The organism is Marinimicrobium hydrolyticum, assembly GCF_030848505.1.
Lineage (GTDB): Bacteria > Pseudomonadota > Gammaproteobacteria > Pseudomonadales > Cellvibrionaceae > JAVDDU01.
Genome location: NZ_JAVDDU010000003.1, coordinates 346,515 through 367,330, shown reverse-complemented (window position 1 = coordinate 367,330; position 20,816 = coordinate 346,515). Strand labels below are relative to the sequence as shown.

16 protein-coding genes are annotated in these 20,816 nt (G+C 56.9%); 8 read left to right on the top strand and 8 right to left on the bottom strand.

Annotated elements, in window-relative coordinates; translation table 11 throughout:
• Positions 1-76: 76 nt before the first annotated feature.
• The 4 genes from RBH33_RS07760 to RBH33_RS07745 all read right to left on the bottom strand — a co-directional run bounded on the left by RBH33_RS07760 (position 77) and on the right by RBH33_RS07745 (position 4,492).
• Positions 77-2,068, bottom strand: a complete 1,992-nt coding sequence (locus RBH33_RS07760; RefSeq protein WP_306731588.1) for a dynamin family protein — start codon at positions 2,066-2,068, stop codon at positions 77-79.
• A gap of 270 nt (positions 2,069-2,338) precedes the next feature.
• On the bottom strand, positions 2,339-2,929 hold the full coding sequence (locus tag RBH33_RS07755) for a YggT family protein (RefSeq protein WP_306731587.1): 591 nt from the start codon (positions 2,927-2,929) through the stop codon (positions 2,339-2,341).
• A gap of 12 nt (positions 2,930-2,941) precedes the next feature.
• Positions 2,942-3,760, bottom strand: coding sequence for a pyrroline-5-carboxylate reductase (proC, locus tag RBH33_RS07750; RefSeq protein ID WP_306731586.1), 819 nt, complete (start codon positions 3,758-3,760; stop codon positions 2,942-2,944).
• Positions 3,761-3,805: 45 nt separating this feature from the next.
• On the bottom strand, positions 3,806-4,492 hold the full coding sequence (locus RBH33_RS07745) for a YggS family pyridoxal phosphate-dependent enzyme (RefSeq protein ID WP_306731585.1): 687 nt from the start codon (positions 4,490-4,492) through the stop codon (positions 3,806-3,808).
• Between the two features lie 108 nt (positions 4,493-4,600).
• Between RBH33_RS07745 and RBH33_RS07740 the strand changes: the two genes are divergently transcribed.
• A complete protein-coding gene (locus tag RBH33_RS07740; RefSeq protein ID WP_306731584.1) occupies positions 4,601-5,635 on the top strand; it encodes a type IV pilus twitching motility protein PilT in 1,035 nt (344 codons plus the stop codon).
• Positions 5,636-5,677: 42 nt separating this feature from the next.
• Entirely contained in the window at positions 5,678-6,823 is a 1,146-nt protein-coding gene (locus tag RBH33_RS07735; RefSeq protein WP_306731583.1) for a PilT/PilU family type 4a pilus ATPase, read from the top strand.
• 38 nt (positions 6,824-6,861) lie between these two features.
• On the opposite strand, the gene ruvX is transcribed toward RBH33_RS07735, so the two are convergent.
• Genes ruvX through gshB form a run of 4 tightly spaced genes read right to left on the bottom strand, consistent with a single transcriptional unit; the run spans position 6,862 to position 9,800 of the window.
• Positions 6,862-7,269, bottom strand: a complete 408-nt coding sequence (gene ruvX / locus RBH33_RS07730; protein ID WP_306731582.1) for a Holliday junction resolvase RuvX — start codon at positions 7,267-7,269, stop codon at positions 6,862-6,864.
• A 21-nt stretch (positions 7,270-7,290) separates the two neighbouring features.
• The gene (locus RBH33_RS07725; RefSeq protein WP_306731581.1) at positions 7,291-7,884 is read right to left on the bottom strand and encodes a YqgE/AlgH family protein; all 594 of its coding nucleotides are present in this window, start codon (positions 7,882-7,884) and stop codon (positions 7,291-7,293) included.
• A 57-nt stretch (positions 7,885-7,941) separates the two neighbouring features.
• Positions 7,942-8,844, bottom strand: a complete 903-nt coding sequence (locus tag RBH33_RS07720; protein ID WP_306731580.1) for an energy transducer TonB — start codon at positions 8,842-8,844, stop codon at positions 7,942-7,944.
• Complete coding sequence (gshB, locus tag RBH33_RS07715) at positions 8,844-9,800, bottom strand: glutathione synthase (protein WP_306731579.1); 957 nt, start codon at positions 9,798-9,800, stop codon at positions 8,844-8,846. The genes RBH33_RS07720 and gshB overlap by 1 nt, the downstream gene beginning before the upstream one ends.
• Before the next feature lie 348 nt (positions 9,801-10,148).
• On the opposite strand from gshB, the gene pilG reads away from it, so the two are divergent.
• The 6 genes from pilG to RBH33_RS07685 all read left to right on the top strand — a co-directional run bounded on the left by pilG (position 10,149) and on the right by RBH33_RS07685 (position 20,816).
• Positions 10,149-10,544 (top strand): twitching motility response regulator PilG, encoded by a 396-nt coding sequence (gene pilG / locus RBH33_RS07710; protein WP_306731578.1) that lies wholly within the window; start codon positions 10,149-10,151, stop codon positions 10,542-10,544.
• Between the two features lie 70 nt (positions 10,545-10,614).
• A complete protein-coding gene (gene pilH / locus RBH33_RS07705) occupies positions 10,615-10,977 on the top strand; it encodes a twitching motility response regulator PilH (RefSeq protein WP_306731577.1) in 363 nt (120 codons plus the stop codon).
• A gap of 51 nt (positions 10,978-11,028) precedes the next feature.
• On the top strand, positions 11,029-11,571 hold the full coding sequence (locus RBH33_RS07700) for a chemotaxis protein CheW (RefSeq protein WP_306731576.1): 543 nt from the start codon (positions 11,029-11,031) through the stop codon (positions 11,569-11,571).
• A 103-nt stretch (positions 11,572-11,674) separates the two neighbouring features.
• Positions 11,675-13,879 carry a methyl-accepting chemotaxis protein gene (locus tag RBH33_RS07695; RefSeq protein WP_306731575.1) on the top strand — a complete coding sequence of 735 codons (2,205 nt, stop codon included), beginning with the start codon at positions 11,675-11,677 and terminating at the stop codon, positions 13,877-13,879.
• A gap of 28 nt (positions 13,880-13,907) precedes the next feature.
• Entirely contained in the window at positions 13,908-14,768 is an 861-nt protein-coding gene (locus RBH33_RS07690; RefSeq protein WP_306731574.1) for a CheR family methyltransferase, read from the top strand.
• 15 nt (positions 14,769-14,783) lie between these two features.
• A complete protein-coding gene (locus tag RBH33_RS07685; RefSeq protein WP_306731573.1) occupies positions 14,784-20,816 on the top strand; it encodes a hybrid sensor histidine kinase/response regulator in 6,033 nt (2,010 codons plus the stop codon).

Here is a 20,816-nt window from a genome sequence, read left to right as displayed (position 1 = left end):
CCAGCGCAAGGCGCAAGTCTAAGGTTGCAGCGGTGATGCTGCAAGAGGGTTGGTCCTGGCGGTCGCTGGTGGGCCGCTAAAGATTGACGAGCGCGCGCCGGACGTTGGCCAGGGAGACCACCTGGGCAGATGTTCCTTGAGCGGGGGAACCGCCGGCACCATTGAGATCCCGATAGAGCGGTTGAATCTCGTCCCAGGCCAATTGCAGTTGCTGGATATTGTTGCGCAGGGCCTGCATTTGTTCCGCGTGGCTCTGATTTTGGCTGCGAATACGGGTTAGGCGCAACATGTGATGCTCCAGCATCTGCTTTTGGTATTGATTGTGGTGGAACAGTGGCGCCAGTGCCTGGCTGAGCCAGTCTTCAATGGCCGTGCTGTATTCAGACCACACTACCCGTGCCTCTTGCACCAAAGTACTGACAAAACGTTGAATCAACACGCCCTTAAGGCTGAGCAAGTTATTGAGTGATGCCCGAAACTGATCAGCTTGGCGATGCAGCTGGCGTAGCTTACGGTGCTGGGGTTCAAGGTTTAGCAGGTGTTGCTCCAGCAACGCACTTTGATCGGCGCCGTGCTCGGGGCGTTGATAAATGGAAGCCAGCACCTGGTTGGCGCGCTCCACTTCGCGGTCCAGGTGATGTACTTGACTGTCCAGAGCGTCGAAAAACCCGCTGATGGCACGCGCCAGTCCCATACTAGTCCAGCTGCCCGCCAACTGGGTGCGGGTGTCGCCGATGAGCTGCTCCAAGCGCTCCGGTGCCATAGGTGACATGAGCCCCGGGCGCTGTTTTTCCAGTAGCACTTGGCTGGTGCGCAGCGACAAAGCCTGTTTGTGATAGTGACGGTGGTTATGGCGGATGGTGTCGCGCAGCTCCTGGAGTAAGGCGCCGTTGTCTTCCTGGTCGCTGGTGCGCACCAGTTCCAACTCTCGTTTGGATTCCTTTAGCCTGCGCTCCAGGCTTTTATACAGGTCGAGGATCATCGCTTGGCTATCGACAATCAAGCGGTGGCCGGCCAGCGCCTGGCGGTTGCGCTCGATGCTTTCCGCCAGGGCTTGTTCCAAGCGAGGAAAACCGCTACGGGCCAGCTGTTGCGGGCGGTCCTGTACGCGCCCCAGTAAGGCTTGTTTGGCCGATAGTGGTAACACCTGCGCCAATTCAAGGTTCAATTGCCGAGCGGTCAATTCACACACGCGCGCCACAGCGGCGTCGGTGTGCTCAGGCGGCTGCAGGTCATCCCAGAGACTGTCTACTTTGTTGAGCAGAGCCAGCACGGCGGTGCCACGCAACTCTTCAAGGCTCTGAATATGATCGCGCCAAATGCTCATGTCGCTGGCGCTAACGCCGCTGTCGGCGGCCAGAAGAAATAGAATCACTTGCGCCTGAGGCAGGATTTTTAGGGTTAGTTCTGGTTCGTTGCCCAAAGCGTTGAGGCCTGGCGTGTCGATAATGCGCAGCCCCTGGCGCAGTAGAGGGTGATCGAGGCTGATCATGGCGTGGCGCCAATTGGGGATGGCGACTCGGCCCTGGTGGTCCCGCTCTCCCATTTCGGTGTGGCTGAAACCTAACTGTTCGGCCTCCTCCGGGGTCACCCAACGGTTTGCGGACACCTGGGCAATGGCTTTGCGGGTCGCATCGGCGTCGGTGGGGTCAAAGCGGAGAGTTACCCACTTTTGAGGAATGCGCCGAAAGCTCTCCAGGCTGGCAGCGCTGCGACGCGTCTCGATGGGCAGCAGGCGCACGCAATTGCTGCGCTGAGCGTCGCAGTAAATTTCTGTAGGGCACATGGTGGTGCGGCCGGGCTGGGAAGGCAGAATACGGGTTTTGCTTTCGCCCACCAGTAAGGCATTGATCAATTCGGTCTTGCCGCGGGAAAACTCGCCTACGCAGGCAATCGTAAAGCCGTCTCCGCGCAACAGCTTGCGGGCGCCCTCAAGGCATTGGCGTACTTCTTTGCTGACCAGCCCGTGATTCTGAATCCATTGATCAAAATGCGTCAGCCTCTGCTCCAACCCCTGTTTCCAGCGATCGTAGGCGGCCATTTGACGATGCAGTGCCTGAATATCCATAGCGCTGTTAGCCTGTCTGGGCCCTTGGCCCTTTATTGTTTTATTAATCTAGCCACCAAACAGATTGTCCCCCATTCTGATTGGTTGGCGCCCCAGGGCTCGATGAGCAGCCGGGTGACTAAGAAACGTCCCTGCTGATTAAAGCGCAAAATGTGACAAAGTGCCAATTTTAAGAGGAGTCAACGGGCTCTGGCGCCGACCAAAGGTGCATTGACGGCAAAAAGGGCGACGCTTCTCAGCGACGCCCTAAGTTCTAATTTGAGAGGGGCATTAAAACGCGAGGGTCAGGCCGCTGGGCATGTTTACCGCCCGCGCAATGGCCGGCACCAGAAATTGATTGAGCACGTGCAGGGTCATGAAGGCAAAGATGGGAGTGATATCTATGCCACCGAGAGGTGGAATTAATTTGCGGAACGGCGCCATCACGGGCTCCACCAGCTGACGAATCAGCATTATCGCGGGATTCTGGCTAAACGGGGCCACCCAGCTAACGATAATGGAAATAATCAGTGCCCAAAAGTAGACCGTGAGTACCATGGAGATAATGCCCACCAGTGCCCAGCCGATGGCCAGTAGCGGGTAGACGATGCCGATTCCCGCCAGCACCAGTACCGCCTGGATGAGCGCCCACTGGATGGCCAGTGCGAGCACAAGCGCGGCCACATCGACACCGAAGAAGCCCGGAATCACCTTGCGCAGTGGCATCAACAGAGGGTTGGTGGCCTTGGCGACAAACTGGGAGATGGGGTTGTAATAATCCGCGCGTACCAACTGAAACAAAAAGCGCAGCAGTACCAGTAATAAATACAGGGACCCCAAGGTGCGGATGATGTAAGTACCGATTTCGGCCATGGTGGACATGCAGTTCTCCCGTTATTGACCCAATTCTTTCGCGAGCGCCGTGGAGCGATTGGCACAGGCTATCATGGCGCGCTTGAATATGGCGCGCAATTCGTCGTTCTCAAAGGATTTGATCGCCGCTTCGGTAGTGCCGCCCGGGGACATGACCCGGCGCCGCAGCTCAGCGGGTTCCACATCACTGCTGCGCGCCAGCTGAGCCGCGCCCAGCGCCGTTTGCAGAGTGAGGTCGGTGGCGCAATCGGGCTCCAGGCCTAGCTCAATGCCCGCTTCGATCATCGCTTCCATGACCAGGAAAAAGTACGCCGGCCCCGAGCCGGAGACGGCGGTCACCGCATCCAGGAGCTGCTCTTCCTCGAGCCACTGAGCCTCGCCCACGGCGCTCATGATCACGTGGGCAGCGGCTTTCTGCGCCTGGCTTGCCAGGGCGTTGGCATAGAGTCCGCTGGCACCGGCGCGTACCAGGGAGGGTGTGTTCGGCATGCAGCGCACAATGGCCTGGTCGTCGCCAAGCCAGCGGCTCAAGCTGGTGCAATCGATGCCTGCGGCGATGGATATAAGCAACGGTTGGTGGCTAAGTGACGGGCGCAGGTCTTCGGCGACGGCCTTGAGGACTTGGGGTTTGACGGCAAGAACCACTACCTCGGCGTCTCGCGCGATGGTGTGGTTGTCCCCGGTATGAATACCGAAATCGCTGACCATTTGGCTGAGGACAACGGGATTTCGATCGCTGGCACTGATGGCTTCGGCGGGATATCCCTGGGCGATCAGCCCGCCAATGATGCTGCGAGCCATGTTGCCGGCGCCGATAAAGGCCAGTTTGGATTCTGACATACAGGTTCCTTGCGTTGGGCGGCGCAGGCCGCCTTCAATTCAAAATTATCGTCGGGGGCCGAATATATCGGTGCCCACCCGAACCAGAGTCGCACCCTCGGCTACAGCGGCCTCCAAATCGCCGGACATGCCCATGGACAACGTATCCAGTGATAAACCCTGGGCGCGGAGTGCTTCCATCGCGTGGCGCAGCCGAGCGAAGCCCGCCCGTTGTTGCGCCGCGCTATCACTGGGAGCGGGTATAGCCATAAGCCCGCGCAGTGTTAGGCCCGGTAGTGTCGCCACTTGCTGGGCAAGTGTGGGCAGCTCCGCCAGGCTAACGCCGGCCTTGCTGTCTTCTTGGTCGATATTGACCTGAAGACACACTTGCAGTGGTGGCAGTTCCGGGGGCCGTTGTTCGCTCAGGCGACGGGCGATCTTGTCCCGATCGACGCTGTGCACCCACGCGAAGTGCTGGGCAATAGCCCGGGTCTTGTTGGACTGTATGGGGCCGATGAAATGCCACTCCAACCCTTCCAGGCCTGCCAGCTGCGCCTGTTTGTCCAGCGCTTCTTGCAGATAGTTCTCCCCAAAACGGCGTTGCCCCCACCGCCAGGCCTGGGCCAGCGACTCAGCCGGCTGAGTTTTGCTCACCGCAATCAGTTGGATTTCATCCGGATTGCGCCCAGCCTCGCGGGCGGCGGTTTGCAAACGGGCGGTGACTTTAGTCAGGTTCTCGTCTATCTTTTGCATAGCAGGGCCGTTTGCTCGCCCGGATAACTTGGGGCGCGCCTCTTCCCCCATCGGGCACAGCCGGGGAAGCGCGCGAGAATAACATGTATAAAAGTTTAAGGTAGCAGTATGGATATCACCGAACTCTTAGCGTTCAGCGCTAAACAAGGCGCGTCGGATTTGCACTTGTCCGCCGGCCTGCCTCCCATGATCCGCGTAGACGGCGATGTACGCCGAATCAACTTGCCCCCTATGGACCACAAGCAGGTGCATAGTTTGATCTACGAGATTATGAATGACAAGCAGCGCAAGGATTTTGAAGAGTTCCTGGAAACCGACTTCTCCTTCGAGGTGCCCGGCGTAGCGCGCTTTCGGGTCAACGCCTTTAATCAGAACCGCGGCGCTGGTGCGGTGTTTCGAACCATTCCGTCAAAAGTGTTAACCATGGAAGAGTTGGGTATGGGCAATGTCTTTCGAGATATTTGCAGTGTGCCTCGTGGTTTGGTTCTGGTTACGGGGCCTACGGGTTCGGGTAAGTCCACTACCTTGGCGGCCATGATCGACTACATTAATGACAACAAGTACGAGCACGTACTGACCATTGAGGACCCCATTGAATTTGTTCACGAGAGCAAAAAATGCCTGGTCAACCAGCGCGAAGTGCACCGCGATACCCACGGCTTTGCCGAAGCGTTGCGCTCCGCCCTGCGGGAAGACCCGGACATTATTCTGGTGGGTGAGTTGCGGGACTTGGAAACCATACGCCTGGCGCTCACGGCAGCCGAAACCGGCCACTTGGTGTTCGGCACTTTGCACACCACTTCCGCGGCCAAAACCATTGACCGTGTGGTGGACGTATTCCCGGCGAACGAGAAATCCATGGTGCGCTCCATGCTTTCGGAATCACTGGAGGCTGTAATTTCTCAAACCCTTTTGAAGAAAAGTGGTGGCGGCCGGGTTGCTGGCCACGAAATCATGCGTGGCACGCCTGCCATTCGCAACTTGATTCGTGAGGATAAAGTTGCGCAAATGTATTCCGCTATTCAGACCGGTGCGGCCCTTGGCATGCAGACCATGGATCAGTGTCTGGCGGATCTGGTGGAGCGCCGCCTGGTCAGTCGCGAAGTGGCGCGCAGCAAAGCCAAAATGCCGGAAAATTTTTAACACTATCTTCGCCACACACATTGATTATAATTGGAAACCGCTATGGATTTTGATCGCTTACTGACACTAATGGTGGAGAAGGGAGCGTCCGACCTTTTTATTACAGCAGGGGTGCCGCCGTCGATTAAGGTTAACGGTAAAGTGGTGCCCGCGACGGCCACGCCACTGGCTCCGGAAAAAGCCCGGGAGTTGGTCCTGGGGGTGATGAACGAAAAGCAGCGTAAAGAGTTTCTGGAAGCCAAGGAGTTGAACTTTGCCATCAGTGCGCGGGGCATTGGCCGCTTCCGTGCGAGTGCGTTCTATCAGCGTAATTTGGCGGGCATGGTGTTGCGCCGTATCGAAGTGAATATCCCAGAGGTTGATGACTTGGGTCTGCCGGAAGTGATTAAAGAGCTGGCGATGACCAAGCGCGGCCTGGTGATGTTTGTGGGTGCGACCGGTACGGGTAAGTCTACGTCTCTGGCGGCCATGATTGGCCACCGTAACAAAAACAGTAAAGGCCATATCATTTCCATCGAGGACCCGATTGAATTTATCCATCAGCACCAAGGTTGCATCATTACCCAGCGCGAAGTGGGTATAGATACTGAATCCTTCGAGGTGGCTCTGAAAAACACGCTGCGCCAGGCGCCGGATGTGATTTTGATTGGTGAGGTGCGCAGCCGTGAAACCATGGAGCACGCCATTGCCTTCGCGGAAACAGGTCACTTGTGCCTTTGTACGCTGCACGCCAACAACGCCAACCAGGCGCTGGACCGAGTCATTCACTTTTTTCCCGCGGATCGTCACCGTCAGTTGTGGATGGATTTGTCCCTGAACTTGCGCGGCATTGTCGCCCAGCAGCTGATTCCCACCCCTGACGGGCAGGGGCGCCGGGCATGCCTGGAGGTGCTGCTCAATACGCCATTGATGGCGGACTTGATTCGCAAGGGCGATGTCAGCGAATTGAAAGAACTGATGAAAAAGTCCACCGAACTCGGGATGCAGACCTTTGACCAGGCGCTGTATGAGCTGTATGACCGCGGTGAGATCACCTATGAGGACGCCTTGGCGCACGCCGATTCACCCAACGATTTGCGTCTGATGATCAAGCTCGGCTCAGAAACGGATGCTGCCTATTTGTCCAACGCGGCGGATGGGCTGTCCATGGAGGAGGATAGTTCCAATGACAAGGGCAGGCTATTTTAGCTTGTCTCCCAGCAATTCACTGCCGGGTTGATAGGCCTTCAGCGGGAGTTTAGATAGGTTTCCAAAATGAGTCGCGCGGCGATGGAATCCACTGGGTTCTTGCCGTAGTCGCGCGACCCGCCCCGCGCCATGACTTCGCCTTTGGCTTCGAAACTGGATAGGCGCTCGTCGACCATCTCCACCGCAACCCCGAAACGCCCGTGCAAACGGTTGGCGAATTTACGTGCTCGGGCGCTCAATTCGCTTTCGCTGTCATCCATATTCAGCGGCAGGCCCACCAGTACCAGGCCCGGTCGCCATTCCTTCAGCAGCTTTTCTACCTGCTCCCAATTGGGCACGCCGTCCCGCGCCTTAAGTGGCGGCAGAGGTGTGGCCGTGCCGATCAGGCTCTGACCGGTAGCGGCGCCAATGTTTTTCAGGCCGTAGTCAAAGGCAAGCAGTTGCATGTAGTTGGTCAGGCCCGCCAGTTAGGCGTGGCCTGCCGTGGTGGAAATGAGGTTGAGGTCAATGCCCAGTTGGTGGGCCACGGCCGACCAACGCAGCTCAGCCGGAGTGTGGAACAGTGTGTGTCTATCGGCGGGGAGGGTGAGCCAGGCGTTGGCGGCGATCTCCTCCTCCAACTGGCCCGCTTCCCATCCAGCGTAGCCCAAAGCGAGTAGGAACTCCTTGGGGCCCCGGCCCTCGGCCAGCGCCTCCAGTATGTCCCGCGAAGCGGTTAGGTTGATGCCCTGAGCGATACTCAGATTGGATTGCCATTCGCTGCTGCCGGTATGCAGGACAAAGCCTCGCTCTACCTGAACCGGTCCGCCCGCGAGTACCGTCTCCGCCCCCAAGCCGGCGTGGTCACCTAGCTCCAGTTGCGAGAAAATATCGCCCAGCGTCAAAGGCATAGGGTGGTTGAGCGTTAAGCCCATGGCCCCGCTTTCGTTGTGGTCGCACACGTAGGTGATGGTGTGGGCGAACGACGCATCGTGCATGCCTGGCATGGCGATCAGGAAGTGATCGCGCAGGCTGCCTGCGCTCAGGTCGTTGCGGGACTGGATGTGCGAATATTTGGTCATACCTTAAGTATTGGGGTTGGGGCGAGGAAAACAAGCGGTTTGTAAAAAAATTTCGGCTTACTGTGCGGTGGAGAGGCCGGCGATATCGAACGTCCAGGTGCGGATAATCTCGAGCCTGTCGTATTGTTGGCGAATCTCTGCCGGGAAGGTGGCGTAAGGGGCCGCCATGTGCACGATCTGCACGGCCGCCTGGTCGAGGATAGACTGCCCGGAGGACTGTAGGATTTCCACTTGGTGGACAGTACCGTCCGGGTTTACCGACACGGACAAACGCAGGCTGCCGGTGATCCGCTGCCGTAGTGCTTCCTGTGGGTAGTGACGGTTACCGGTTTGCTCCACTCGCGTACTCCACTCATGCAGGTAAGCCGCATCGGCGGAAGCGCGGGTGGCCATGGAGGTGAGCCGATGGATGCGGGGACGACGTGAGTACTCCTGGCGCTGTCGGGCCAGTTGCGCCTGCAGGCTGGCGATTTCCTGGGTAATGATCGGCAGCTCCTCCAGCAACCCCTCTCTTTTGTCCTGCTCGTCCTGGGGGTCCGGGTCCTCGAGACGTTGCACCGAGCGGTGACTGCTGCCGCGAGTAGTGAGTATTTGCTCCTCGCGCCGCTCAGTGGGAGCGGCGGCTTGTATCTGGGGGGCCGGGTTAATATCGCGCACTTGGGTGTCGGCGAATTCCGCGTGTTGCTCCGCCGTCAACTTCCGAGCCTCTTCCTCGGTACCGCTGGCTTGTTGGTTGTGCTGCGCTAAGTAATCCGCCTCGTCGGGCTCGTTGGGGTCTTTGTGGCTGGCGAGCACAATATCCAGGGTTGGAGAGGCTGCACCGGGGTCCGGCAGCTTAAAGGTGACGCCAAAAACGACCATGGCGTGCAGGGCCAGCGCCAGAAATAAGGTAAAGCTCAGCCGGTCACCCGTGTCTACGGGTGCGGCGGGGCTTTGGCTCGGTGTGGATGTGCTGCTCATCAGGTGTTTCGTTGCAAGTGGCGTTCTATGGCATCCATTAGGCGTGCGCCGATGGCGGTATCGTGAGCTTTGTCCAGCTCCCGTACGCAGGTGGGGCTGGTGACGTTAATCTCGGTCAAATAGTCCCCAATAACGTCGAGACCCACAAACAGTAAGCCCTTACTTTTCAGGGTAGGGGCCACCTGAGACACGATCCAGCGGTCCCTTTCACTTAAGGGGCGAGCGGCGCCTGTGCCGCCGGCTGCCAAGTTTCCACGTGTCTCGCCCCGGGCTGGGGTGCGCGCGAGGCAGTAGGGTACGGCTTCGCCGTCCACCACCAAAATGCGTTTATCGCCCTGGGAAATCTCCGGGATGTACCGCTGGGCCATAATCATCCGCTTTCCGAATTGAGTCAGGGTTTCCAAAATCACGCTCAGGTTGGGGTCATCTTCACGGCAGCGGAACACACTGCTGCCGCCCATGCCGTCCAGCGGTTTGAAAATGACATCGCCGTGCTCCCGGTGAAACTCTTTCAGCAGGGTGTTATCCCGGCTTACCAACAGAGGTGGACAGCACTGGGGGAAGAAAGTGGCAAAAACTTTTTCATTGCAGTCGCGCAGGCTTTGGGGGTCATTGACCACCAGTGCCCCTCTTTGCTGTGCTGCTTCCAGAATATAAGTGCTGTAGGTGTATTCATTATCAAAGGGCGGGTCCTTGCGCATCAGTATTACGTCCAGCTCCGCCAGGGGCTGATCGTGGCGAGGGCCGAGCTCATACCAGCTTTCTGGGTTGTCGGCTACGCGCACTGGGCGCATGCCGGCGCGCGGCTCGCCGTGGCGAAGGTACAGGTCCCCCTGCTCCATATAGTAAAGATCCCAGCCGCGGACTTGAGCCGCCAGCATCAGGGCCAGGGTGGTGTCCTTGTGGAAGGCGATATCGGCGATTGGGTCCATAATGACCCCGAGAGAGATGCTCATAATGGCGGCCTGATGTCAGAGGATGAAGACGGGTGCATTCGTTAGTTGCCGGTCGGGGTTATGCGCGCTAAAGTTAAGGCCTGCAGACGTATAACGCAAGCATTCGCCGCTTAAGGTATAAAAACAACGAAACGGCAACGGATTCCTTATATATTCAGGTGGTTATAGATAATTCTTAATAACTATGTTAAAAGTCCGATAGGTTAAAAGGCCGGTAGGCAAATTACATTATATAAGACTACAATTCAGATAGATGCGCTGCCAGGAGTGTAGCTTGGACAATGTTCCGGGCGTGACGTGAGTCGCAAAACCTGGGGGTGGCAATAACAAAAGTCGAAGGTCAGTATTATGGACGTCAGTTTAGAAAGCCTTAAAGTCATGGTCATCGACGATAGTAAAACTATTCGCCGCACGGCTGAGACTCTGCTAAAAAAAGCCGGTTGTACCGTGGTCACTGCCACAGATGGGTTTGACGCGCTGGCCAAAATCGCCGATACCCGTCCCAACATTATTTTCGTGGACATCATGATGCCGCGCTTGGACGGCTATCAAACCTGCGCTTTGATCAAAAATAACAGTGAATTCAAATCTACTCCGGTAATTATGCTCTCAAGCAAGGATGGGCTGTTCGACAAGGCCAAAGGCCGAATCGTTGGCTCGGATCAGTATTTGACTAAGCCGTTTAGCAAGAGCGAACTGCTGGGAGCCATTGAGGCTCACGTCAAACAGGCGGAGGCGTCCTGAACGCCGGAGCTGGTCCGACAGTGAACAATAACGAAAACTCTTAAATTGACTCATCTACCTTGGGGTAATCATGGCCAAAGTATTGATTGTAGACGACTCTCCTACCGAAACCTACAAGCTCACCTCCATGCTTGAGAAGTCCGGTCATGAAGTGCTGACTGCTGAAACGGGTGAAGATGGCATCGCCATCGCGAAGAAAGAGTTGCCGGATGTGGTGTTAATGGACATCGTTATGCCCGGCCTCAACGGTTTCCAGGCCACGCGACAGCTGACCAAGGCCCCCGAGACGGCTCACATACCGGTGATCATCGTCACTACCAAGGATCAGCAGACTGATCGGGTTTGGGGCATGCGCCAAGGCGCCAAGGACTTTTTGGTCAAACCGGTCACCGCCGAAATGTTGACCGGCGCTATCGCCAAGGTCACAAAGTAGAGTCCGTTTATGACGTTGATGTGTGTTCCAGTGGGTGAGGCGTAGGCAGCTATGGCGGAATCGGGAGCGGCCTTTGAAGCCTTGACTCAGCTCGCTGAGCGCAGCCGGGCGGCAGCGCGCGGGCTTCCCGCTCAGGTGGATATTCGCCCTCACTGGAGCGGTATCGGTTTTGCCCTGATGGGGAGCTATTTCGTCGCACCCCTAGGCGAAGTCTCGGAAATGCTGGAAGTGCCGGCATTCACGCATTTGCCTGGCGTACAGCCTTGGGTGCAAGGCGTGGCCAACGTGCGCGGCCGGCTTTTGCCCATCTTTGATATGGCGATGTTCTACGGACAGCGTCTGACGGGCACCCGCAAGCAGCGGCGTGTGCTGATCCTGGAAACTGAAACCCTGTATACCGGGCTTTTAGTGGACCAGGTGTTTGGTATGCAACACTTTCCGGTGGACGAATACCAAGAAGAAGCGGGACCGGTTGAGGACAGCATACGCTCCTACACGGCCGGTAGTTATCAGGTCGACGGCCAGCGCTGGACAGTGTTCCGGCCCGCGTTGCTGGCAGAAGATCCGCGTTTTATCAACGCCGCAAAGACCTAGTGGGGCTCGCCTCATTGAATTTTAATTTCGAGCTGACTGCGGTGCTGGTGCAGGCGGTTCACGAACAACAATAAGACGTTCAGTCACTTTCAGGGGTGCTTACATGAAAACCGAATCCAGAAACTTCCTCGCCTCCGCCCGGGCAAACCCGGCGATGGCGGTGCTGGTCGTCCTGCTCATAGGGTTTGTGGTCCTTATACCCTACGTCTACATCGAGGTGCAGCGGGACCTGGAAGCTGACCAGCTTTACCTGCAGCAGGCCGCCGAGCTTAGGGCACAGTCCTATCGGTTGACGGCTCTGTCTCGGGAGGCGGTCTCCGGTAACCAGAATGCGTTCGCCGAATTGAATTCGGTGGTCGGCAGCATGGACCAAACCTGGGATCAACTGCGTGCCAGCGATCAGCGTACCCGCCGGGAATTGAGCCGTGAATTTACCGCCTACAACAATATCTGGCGGCAAGCTCGCAGTAACAGCCAGACGATTCTCGAAAACCAGGAAACCATCATCTTTCTGAACCAGGTGGGTGAGCGTCTGAATGACACGCTTCCCGAGCTGCAATCCTTGCACAATGACATTGTGGAAATTCTCCTGGAAACTGACTCTCCATCTGAACAGATTTCGCAAGCACAGATGCAGTCCTGGCGTGCAGAGCGTATCGGACGCAACGTGGATAAAATGCTTCGTGGTGATGCCGACGCACACATCGCTGCCGACCAGTTCAACCTGGACGCCAACATTTACGGCCGCGTACTCAACGCCATGCAGGAAGGTGACGTGGCCATGCGCATCGGCCGCGTAACCAACCCTGAAGCCCAGCAGACCCTGGCTCAAATCGCCGATCTGTTTGACTTTGTAAACAGTTCCGTTCAAGAAATTTTCGAAGGCTCGCCCGCACTGTTGAGCTCCCTGCAGGCGAGTGAGGCATTGCTGGACAACAGCCCGGTATTGTTGGAAGGCCTGGCTGATATTTCCGACAAGATCTCTTTGCAGGAATCGCTGCGTCAGCCCAATAACTTGACCATTCTTGCGCTGGGTATTGCGGCCGTTATCTGTTTGGCTTTGATTGGCGCGCAGTTGTTCCGAGGCACACGTCGTCGCCTGGTGGAAACCGCTGAAACCAACGAGCGTAACCAAACGGCGATTCTGCGTCTGCTGGACGAACTGGCCGATCTGGCCGATGGTGACTTGACCACCACCGCGACGGTAACCGAAGACTTTACTGGGGCCATTGCCGACTCTATTAACTTCACCATTGACCAACTGCGGATTCTGGTAGCGCGCATTAACGAAACGGCGGTAAACGTATCCGCTGCCGCCCAGGAAACCCAGCAAACTGCACTGCATCTGGCCGAAGCTTCTGAGCACCAGGCGCAGGAAATTGCCGGCGCCTCGGCGGCGGTGAATGAAATGGCGGTAACTATTGACCAAGTATCGGCCAACGCCTCCGAATCCGCCGCGGTAGCCGAGCGGGCGGTATCGATCGCCACCAACGGTGCCAAAGTGGTACAGAACACCATCCACGGCATGGACACCATTCGTGAGCAGATTCAGGACACCTCCAAGCGGATTAAACGATTGGGTGAGTCTTCCCAGGAGATTGGTGACATCGTTAGCTTGATTAACGACATTGCCGACCAAACGAACATTCTGGCCTTGAACGCGGCAATTCAGGCCTCTATGGCCGGTGACGCGGGCCGCGGCTTCGCGGTGGTAGCGGATGAGGTGCAGCGGCTGGCGGAACGTTCAGCGGCTGCAACCAAGCAGATTGAAGCCCTGGTTAAGACCATTCAGAACGATACCAACGAAGCGGTTATCTCCATGGAGCAAACGACGTCTGAGGTGGTTCGCGGTGCCCGTCTGGCACAGGACGCAGGTGTGGCTCTGGAAGAGATTGAAACAGTATCCAACAACCTGGCTGAATTGATTCAGAACATCTCCAACGCGGCTCGCCAACAGGCATCCTCCGCTGGCCACATTTCCAACACGATGAACGTGATTCAGGAAATTACCACTCAAACTTCAGCCGGTACCGGCGCCACCGCTCAATCGATTGGTAACCTGGCGGAAATGGCCATGGACCTGCGTGAATCTGTGGCCGGTTTCAAACTGCCGGAAGAAGAAGGTACTCAGGATGCCTTCACTAAGGCGACCCCGGTTCCCGAGCTTGAGATGGAAGAGGAAAGCATTGACTACAGTGCTCTCCCGGAAGATTTCGACGATAGCGAAGTGGTGGATTTGGAAGATGAAGTCCTGCCCGGGGATGAAGACGACGATCTGAAGCCTGAGCGCGACCAGGCCCGGGTTTAACCCCCAGCGATAACAGTCGAGTGCGGTAATGGTTTGGTCCTTGCAAACGCCATCAGCGTTGACCGACAGCCAGTTTGTTCAGTGGAGCAAATTGCTTGAGGAGCGCACGGGTATACAGCTTTCTGCCCAGCAGAAAACGCTGTTGCAGTCGCAGGTGGCGATGCGCATGCGGGAGCTTGGGTGTAGCGATTACAACCAGTATTACCAGCAGGTGACCGACGGCCTGTCTGGCCTTATGGAGTGGTCCATTTTGGTGGATCGACTCACGGTCAAGGAAACCAGTTTTTTTCGCCATCGCCCTTCGCTGGAATACGTTCGCCGGTTTATTCAAAACCGCATCAATAATCGGGAGCTGCAGGGCAGTTTCGATATCTGGAGTGTGGGCTGCGCCAGTGGCGAAGAGCCCTACTCACTGGCTATGGTCGCCAATGATTGTTTCGAATTGGCGGCTCTGGCGCCGTATTACGGCGTGACAGCCATGGACATCAGCAACGCTGCTTTGGGGCAGGCCCGCACCGGTGTTTACGCTACTCGCAAACTGGAGCAATTGCACCCTGACGAAGTGGCACGCTACTTCCGCCGCACCGACAATGGTAATTTTCAAGTTGTCGAGAAGCTGCGCGATCGAGTTTGCTTCAGTCACGGAAACGTGACCCGCATAGGCTCTATGCCCCCCGTCAATATGGACGTTATCTTCTGTCAGAATTTGCTCGTGTACTTTCGTCGCTGGTTGCGGCGCGATATTTTGAACGCATTCGCCGAGCGCTTGAAGCCGGGTGGTGTACTGATTATTGGCCTCGGTGAATCCGTGGATTGGGAACATCCGAGCCTGAAGCGCGTGGTGGGAACCGAAGTACAAGCCTACATTCGCGACCAGCGACAAGAATAATGAGGAATACTTCGCATGTCAGACAGCCGTAATTTCGCTGCCCTTGACTGGGTAGTGCACGAGATTGTCGAAACCCTCCGTCAGGCGCGCGAAGCCCTGGAGGCCTACGTTGAAAATCCAGAAGACGAAGCCCGGTTGCGTTTTTGCTTGACGCATATCCATCAAGTGCATGGCAGTTTGCAAATGGTGGAGTTCCATGGCGCCGCCATGATGGCCGAGGAAATGGAGAGTCTGACTCAATCCATGATCGACGGCAGCGTAGCCAGCAGCGCAGAAGCCCAGGAAGTGTTGATGCGGGCCATCTTGCAGTTCCCCGTGTACCTGGAGAAAGTCAAAACCAGTCGCCGCGACAACCCGTTAATTGTATTGCCGCTTCTCAATGACCTGCGCACCGTGCGTGGCGAACATTTACTGACGGAAACCAATCTCTTTAGCCCATACTTGGCCCCGGCCAGTGAGATCAGTGGCGAGCGTCTGCCGCTGTTGCAAAATCGCCAACAGTTTCAAGACACCGTACGCAAGCTGCGTCAGATGTATCAGTACGCGGCCGCCGGTTTTATCCGGTCAGTCAACGCCGACGAAAACCTGGCTTACCTGAAAAAAGTCTTCGCACGGGTGCACAAATTAACCAGCGGCACCGCGCGTCAACCGTTGTGGCACATTTGCCTGGCATTGGCTGAAGCCCTGGAAATCGATGCTATCGAATCCAGCGTGTCCATTAAGAACTTGCTGCGTCAGTTGGATAAGGAGCTGAAGCTTCTTGTGGTGCATGGCGCCGCGCCCCTTGATACGCCCGCTGACCAAGAGCTGATTAAAAATCTGCTTTACTACGTCGCCCGTTCAGGAAAACACGCACCGGGCTTTTCCACCGACTCGCATCTGCAGCACGTGTACGAACTCTATGAGTTGGATCGGGCCTTGCCAGAGGGCAAGGAAACCGGTGAGGAAGCGCAGAACATGCTTTCCGCCCCAGACGCCGAAGCCATGCGCTCGGTGGTGGCGGCCCTCAAAGTGGAATTGGATATCGTCAAGCAAGCGCTGGATGTGTCTTTGGCCGGTGGAGAGCGACAGGAAACACTGGCAGAAGCCTTGCCGGTGATTAAGCGAGTTGCCGATACCATGGCTGTGCTGGGCATTGGTGACCTGCGCAAACAAGTTTTGGAACAGGGCGCCGCGATTGAGCTGGTAGTCAATGCGGGCAGCGACTTGAGTGATGGAGAATTGATGGCGGTTGCCGGTAAGGTGCTCGACATCGAAAACCGTTTGGACAATCTAGCCGCTGGCGTAGGCGGCGAAGGTGAAGGTGAAGACAACCACCGCGATCTGAATTTGAGTCAGGCGCAGGAGTCAGTTCTGCGCGAATCGCGCAGCGGGCTGGAGCAGACCAAAGACGCGATCATTGAGTACATCGCCTCTCAGTGGGATCACTCTCACCTGAAGAGCGTCCCCGACACGTTGCGCGGTATTCGCGGCGGTCTGGAAATGATTCCTATGCCGAGGCCAGCCCGAATACTCGGAGCCTGCGCCCGCTACGTGGAAGAACAGTTGTTGGCTCAGGATGCCTCGCCCGAATGGTCCAAGTTGGACACACTGGCCGATGCCATTACCAGCGTCGAGTACTACCTTGAACGCTTTAACATCGACCGCGAGGAAGAAAACGAACTTCTCCTGGGGGTAGCCGAGGATAGCGTTGCACAGCTCGGCTACGCCGTCGCCAAAACGCCTTCGACCGCTCGCCCCGCCAAGGTTGAACCCGAACCAACACAAGATGAGGTGGATGAGCAGGAAGCCTTGAGCGAAGCTTATCAGGCGATTTTGGCCGACACGCCGAGCACGGAAGAAACAGACACTGCAGAATCCGAAGCGTCAGAGCTGGAGCGCGCGCTCCATGACACGGATGAGTCTTCTGAAGACGAAACCGATGAAACCGAGACGGCGGCACAGAGTGAGGACGACTCCGAAACTATTGAGCCGTCTCTCGCCGATGAAGACTATTCCGTAGAAGCGTTAGCGGCACAAGTGGCCGAAGCAGACGCGCAGGATCAGGAAAGTGAACAGCAGGCCGAAACCTCCGTTGAGGCAACGGCGAGCGAAGACGACGATGAATTCGACGCGGAAATTTTGGAAATCTTCGTCGAAGAAGCGGGTGAGGTCAGTGAAACCATAGCCGAGTACTTTCCCAAGTGGGCAGCCAATTTTGAAGATCAAGAGTCGCTCACTGAATTCCGACGTGCTTTTCACACCTTAAAAGGCAGCGGCCGTATGGTTGGCGCCAACGATATTGGTGAGCTGGCCTGGTCCATTGAGAATATGCTGAACCGGGTCATCGACGGTACGGTTACGCCCGGTGAACCGCACGTCAATGCGATAGAGCAGGTACGCTCCATACTACCGGATATGATTGAGGCGTTCCGTACCCGGCAGCCAAATCCGCACCCGCAGCTGGCCGAGGCTTACGCGGCCCAGGCCGACGCCTTATCGCGCGGTGAAACGCCGGAAGAGATTCCCTTGGTGGCACCAGAGCCATCCTCGCCGACGGCCACTGTTCAAGACGAACCCGAAACGGCCGCAGCGGTGGAAGACGATGACGAGCCGGATGGTCAGCTCTGGGAAATTTTTGGCATTGAGGCGCTGACGCACTTGCAGGTCGTGGATCAATACATTCATGAAATGGAAACCGTCGCACCCGTCTTCACCCCGCCCAGCGACAGCACCCAGCGTGCCCTGCACACCTTAAAAGGCAGTGCGCACATGGCGGATATCCAGCCAGTTGCCGAACTCGTGTCGCCCTTGGAACGGTTCGTCAAGGAGCTGCGTACTTATCAGGTGAACATCGACGAGGACATTCTGCAGTTGCTGCGCGATGCGGTCGATTACACCACGGTTGCCCTTGCCAATATTGAGCAGGGTGAGCCGGTGGAAATTCCCCGACTGCATCAATTCGTAGCGCGCGTGAACGAATTGCGGGAGCGCTTCGTAGCGCCGCTGGTTCGTCAGCAAGAGGCCGAGGCCAAAGGTCTGGAGGCTATAGATCCGGAGTTGCTGGCGATCTTCATGGCCGAAGATATGAACCTGCTGTTGGATGCGGATAAAACCCTCGACGAATGGCGCAATCAACCGGAACAGCTGGACCCACTCAAGCCTTTGCAGGACGAGTTGGCTACTTTGACCAACGGTGCACGCCGCGCCAATCAGCCCCCCATGGCGGAGCTCGGGGACAAGCTGCACCGTATCTATCAGGCGTTGATAACCGGATCTCTGCAGTACAGTGACTCGCTGTGCGAAAACCTGAAGGCTGCGCATGCGGCTTTGCTGGATATGGTGGATGCGGTCGCCGTAGGGCAAAACCTGGAGCCCGAACCCGCGGCTTTGACCGAAGCACTTGACGCACTGCTTGTCGAGGCCCCCGAGGTGCATACACTGGAAGCCGAAGCCGAAGCCGAAGCCGAAGCCGAAGCCGAAGCCGAAGCCGAAGCCGAAACCGAATCTGAAGTCGAATCCGAAACTAACAACAGTGCTGCAGCGGAAGCGGAATCTCCAATCGAAGTGGAAGACGCTAACGTTGAGACCAGCGTTGTTCCATCGGAGCCAGAGGCGCACGTTTCTAGTTCAGACTCTGAAGATGACGACGATGAGGCCGATGACGAAATCGTTGAAATCTTTGTTGAAGAAGCCGAAGAGCTGCTTGAATCCATGGAAGGCGCTCTGCACGAGTGGCAGGACGACTGGGACAATCCCGAATGGCCAGAAGAGCTCAAGCGCGCTCTGCACACACTCAAAGGTGGCGCGCGCTTAGCGGGCATCAGCGACGTGGGTGACCTGGCGCACGACTTTGAAACTCTGGTGATTGGCCTCAGCGGTGAAGAAACACTGGATCAAGCCTTCTTCCAGCGTTTGAATCAATTCCAGGATCAGATTCACAAGGGTGTCGAACGCACGCGAGCACGCTTGGATGGTGTTGAGCTGCCAGCGGAGGCCGCCCCGGTCACGCCCGCAGAGCCTACTGAGCCAGCTGCGGAAGCGCCTACTCCCAGCGAAACCGATCGAGCGGCTCACGTTCGGGGTGAAGAAGCCAAGGTCGTCCCCTTCACGCCCAAGGCTAAGCCTCCCGCTAAAAGGGATGAGTTCCCACCCGCCGTGCACGAGGGCCAAACCTCGCAAGTATCCACCGGTGGTGGCCAAAGCGCTCAAGTGCAACATTTGGCGGCGCGTCGCAGCGGCCCGCAGGAAGTAGTAAAAGTCTCCGCTGAGCTGCTGGAAGAGCTGGTGAACCTCGCCGGTGAAACCTCCATCACTCGTGGTCGAATTGAAGAACAAGTGGGTGATTTGGGCTTGGCCATCGACGAGATGGATTCCACCATTGTTCGCTTGCAGGAACAGCTGCGTCGACTGGATATCGAAACCGAAGCCCAGGTGCTGTTCCGACAGGAGCAAATGGAAGCGCACGAAGAGTTTGATCCTCTGGAGATGGATCGCTATTCACAGCTGCAACAACTGTCCCGCTCCCTGATGGAATCTGCGTCGGATTTGTTGGACCTGAAAATTACGCTTTCGGATAAAAACCGCGATACGGAAACCCTATTGCTGCAGCAGTCCCGTATTAACACCGATTTGCAGGAAGGACTCATGCGTTCGCGCATGGTGCCTTTCTCGCGTTTGGTGCCGAGGCTGCGGCGTATCGTCCGTCAAGCGGCGAGCGAGCTGGGTAAGGATGTCAGCTTTGAGCTAGACAACGTCGAAGGCGAACTGGACCGTTCCGTATTGGAGCGCATGGTCGCGCCCCTCGAGCATATGCTGCGTAACGCCGTGGACCACGGTATTGAAATGCCGGATGAGCGTGACCGTAGCGGAAAAGGTGAAACCGGGCGGATTGTCTTAAGCCTTTCGCGCGAGGGCGGCGAAGTTCTGTTGCGACTGGTGGATGACGGTCGCGGTATCAACCTGGAAAAAGTGCGGGAAAAAGCCATTGAACGTGGCCTGATGACCGCCGATGCTTCCCTGAGTGACCGGGACATTATGCAGTTTATTCTGCATGCCGGTTTCAGTACCGCCGATAAAGTTACCCAGATATCCGGTCGCGGTGTGGGTATGGATGTGGTGCACTCGGAAATTAAACAGCTGGGTGGCTCCATGTTTATTAATTCCGAGTGGGGTCACGGCACGGAATTTATTGTTCGGCTGCCTTTTACCGTGTCGGTAAACCGGGCCCTAATGATTCAGATCGGCGACGATTACTACGCGATTCCCCTGAACACCATCGAAGGTATTGTACGGGTCAGCCCTTTCGAGCTGGAACACTATTATCAGGATGAAAGCGCACTGTTTGAATACGCGGGAGAGCAATACCAAGTGCGCTACCTGGGCGCCATGCTCGATAGTCGGGCCCGTCCGAAATTGGACGGTCAGACCTTGCCTCTACCGGTCGTTCTGGTACGAAGCGCGGAGCACACCCTGGCGCTGCAAGTGGATCGGCTCTTAGGTAGCCGCGAGATTGTGGTGAAAACCCTGGGCGTACAGTTCAGTACGGTGACCGGCGTGTCCGGCGCGACCGTAATGGGGGATGGTAGCGTGGTGGTGATCCTTGATCCGCACGCTTTGATGCGCGAAAAACTGGCTCTGGGTATGTCCAACGCTACCTTGTTGGAGCCGGCTCAAGCGCCAGAGTCCGAGGCTCAGGAGCGAACCGTTATGGTGGTGGATGATTCGGTCACGGTAAGAAAGGTGACCGGCCGCTTCCTGGAGCGCGAAGGCTTCCACGTGATTACCGCCAAAGATGGTGCCGAGGCACTCCTTATGCTGCAGGACCACATCCCCGACGTTATGTTGCTGGATATTGAAATGCCGCGCATGGACGGGTTCGAGGTAGCGAAGAACATCCGTACCAGCTCTCGCTTGAAGGACATACCGATCATCATGATCACCTCGCGCACGGGTAAAAAGCACCGGGATCGGGCTTTCAGTCTTGGCGTAGATCGTTACTTGGGCAAGCCCTATCAGGAGGATCTGCTGCTAACCAATATTAACGAGCTGTTGGATCCGAAGGCGTAG

What these genes read in the sequence shown, in the direction of transcription:
- RBH33_RS07760 (WP_306731588.1), bottom strand. Translation starts at nt 2,068, where the DNA reads ATGGATATTCAGGCACTGCATCGTCAAATGGCCGCCTACGATCGCTGG.
- RBH33_RS07755 (WP_306731587.1), bottom strand. Translation starts at nt 2,929, where the DNA reads ATGTCCACCATGGCCGAAATCGGTACTTACATCATCCGCACCTTGGGG.
- proC (WP_306731586.1), bottom strand. Translation starts at nt 3,760, where the DNA reads ATGTCAGAATCCAAACTGGCCTTTATCGGCGCCGGCAACATGGCTCGC.
- RBH33_RS07745 (WP_306731585.1), bottom strand. Translation starts at nt 4,492, where the DNA reads ATGCAAAAGATAGACGAGAACCTGACTAAAGTCACCGCCCGTTTGCAA.
- RBH33_RS07740 (WP_306731584.1), top strand. Translation starts at nt 4,601, where the DNA reads ATGGATATCACCGAACTCTTAGCGTTCAGCGCTAAACAAGGCGCGTCG.
- RBH33_RS07735 (WP_306731583.1), top strand. Translation starts at nt 5,678, where the DNA reads ATGGATTTTGATCGCTTACTGACACTAATGGTGGAGAAGGGAGCGTCC.
- ruvX (WP_306731582.1), bottom strand. Translation starts at nt 7,269, where the DNA reads ATGCAACTGCTTGCCTTTGACTACGGCCTGAAAAACATTGGCGCCGCT.
- RBH33_RS07725 (WP_306731581.1), bottom strand. Translation starts at nt 7,884, where the DNA reads ATGACCAAATATTCGCACATCCAGTCCCGCAACGACCTGAGCGCAGGC.
- RBH33_RS07720 (WP_306731580.1), bottom strand. Translation starts at nt 8,844, where the DNA reads ATGAGCAGCACATCCACACCGAGCCAAAGCCCCGCCGCACCCGTAGAC.
- gshB (WP_306731579.1), bottom strand. Translation starts at nt 9,800, where the DNA reads ATGAGCATCTCTCTCGGGGTCATTATGGACCCAATCGCCGATATCGCC.
- pilG (WP_306731578.1), top strand. Translation starts at nt 10,149, where the DNA reads ATGGACGTCAGTTTAGAAAGCCTTAAAGTCATGGTCATCGACGATAGT.
- pilH (WP_306731577.1), top strand. Translation starts at nt 10,615, where the DNA reads ATGGCCAAAGTATTGATTGTAGACGACTCTCCTACCGAAACCTACAAG.
- RBH33_RS07700 (WP_306731576.1), top strand. Translation starts at nt 11,029, where the DNA reads ATGGCGGAATCGGGAGCGGCCTTTGAAGCCTTGACTCAGCTCGCTGAG.
- RBH33_RS07695 (WP_306731575.1), top strand. Translation starts at nt 11,675, where the DNA reads ATGAAAACCGAATCCAGAAACTTCCTCGCCTCCGCCCGGGCAAACCCG.
- RBH33_RS07690 (WP_306731574.1), top strand. Translation starts at nt 13,908, where the DNA reads ATGGTTTGGTCCTTGCAAACGCCATCAGCGTTGACCGACAGCCAGTTT.
- RBH33_RS07685 (WP_306731573.1), top strand. Translation starts at nt 14,784, where the DNA reads ATGTCAGACAGCCGTAATTTCGCTGCCCTTGACTGGGTAGTGCACGAG.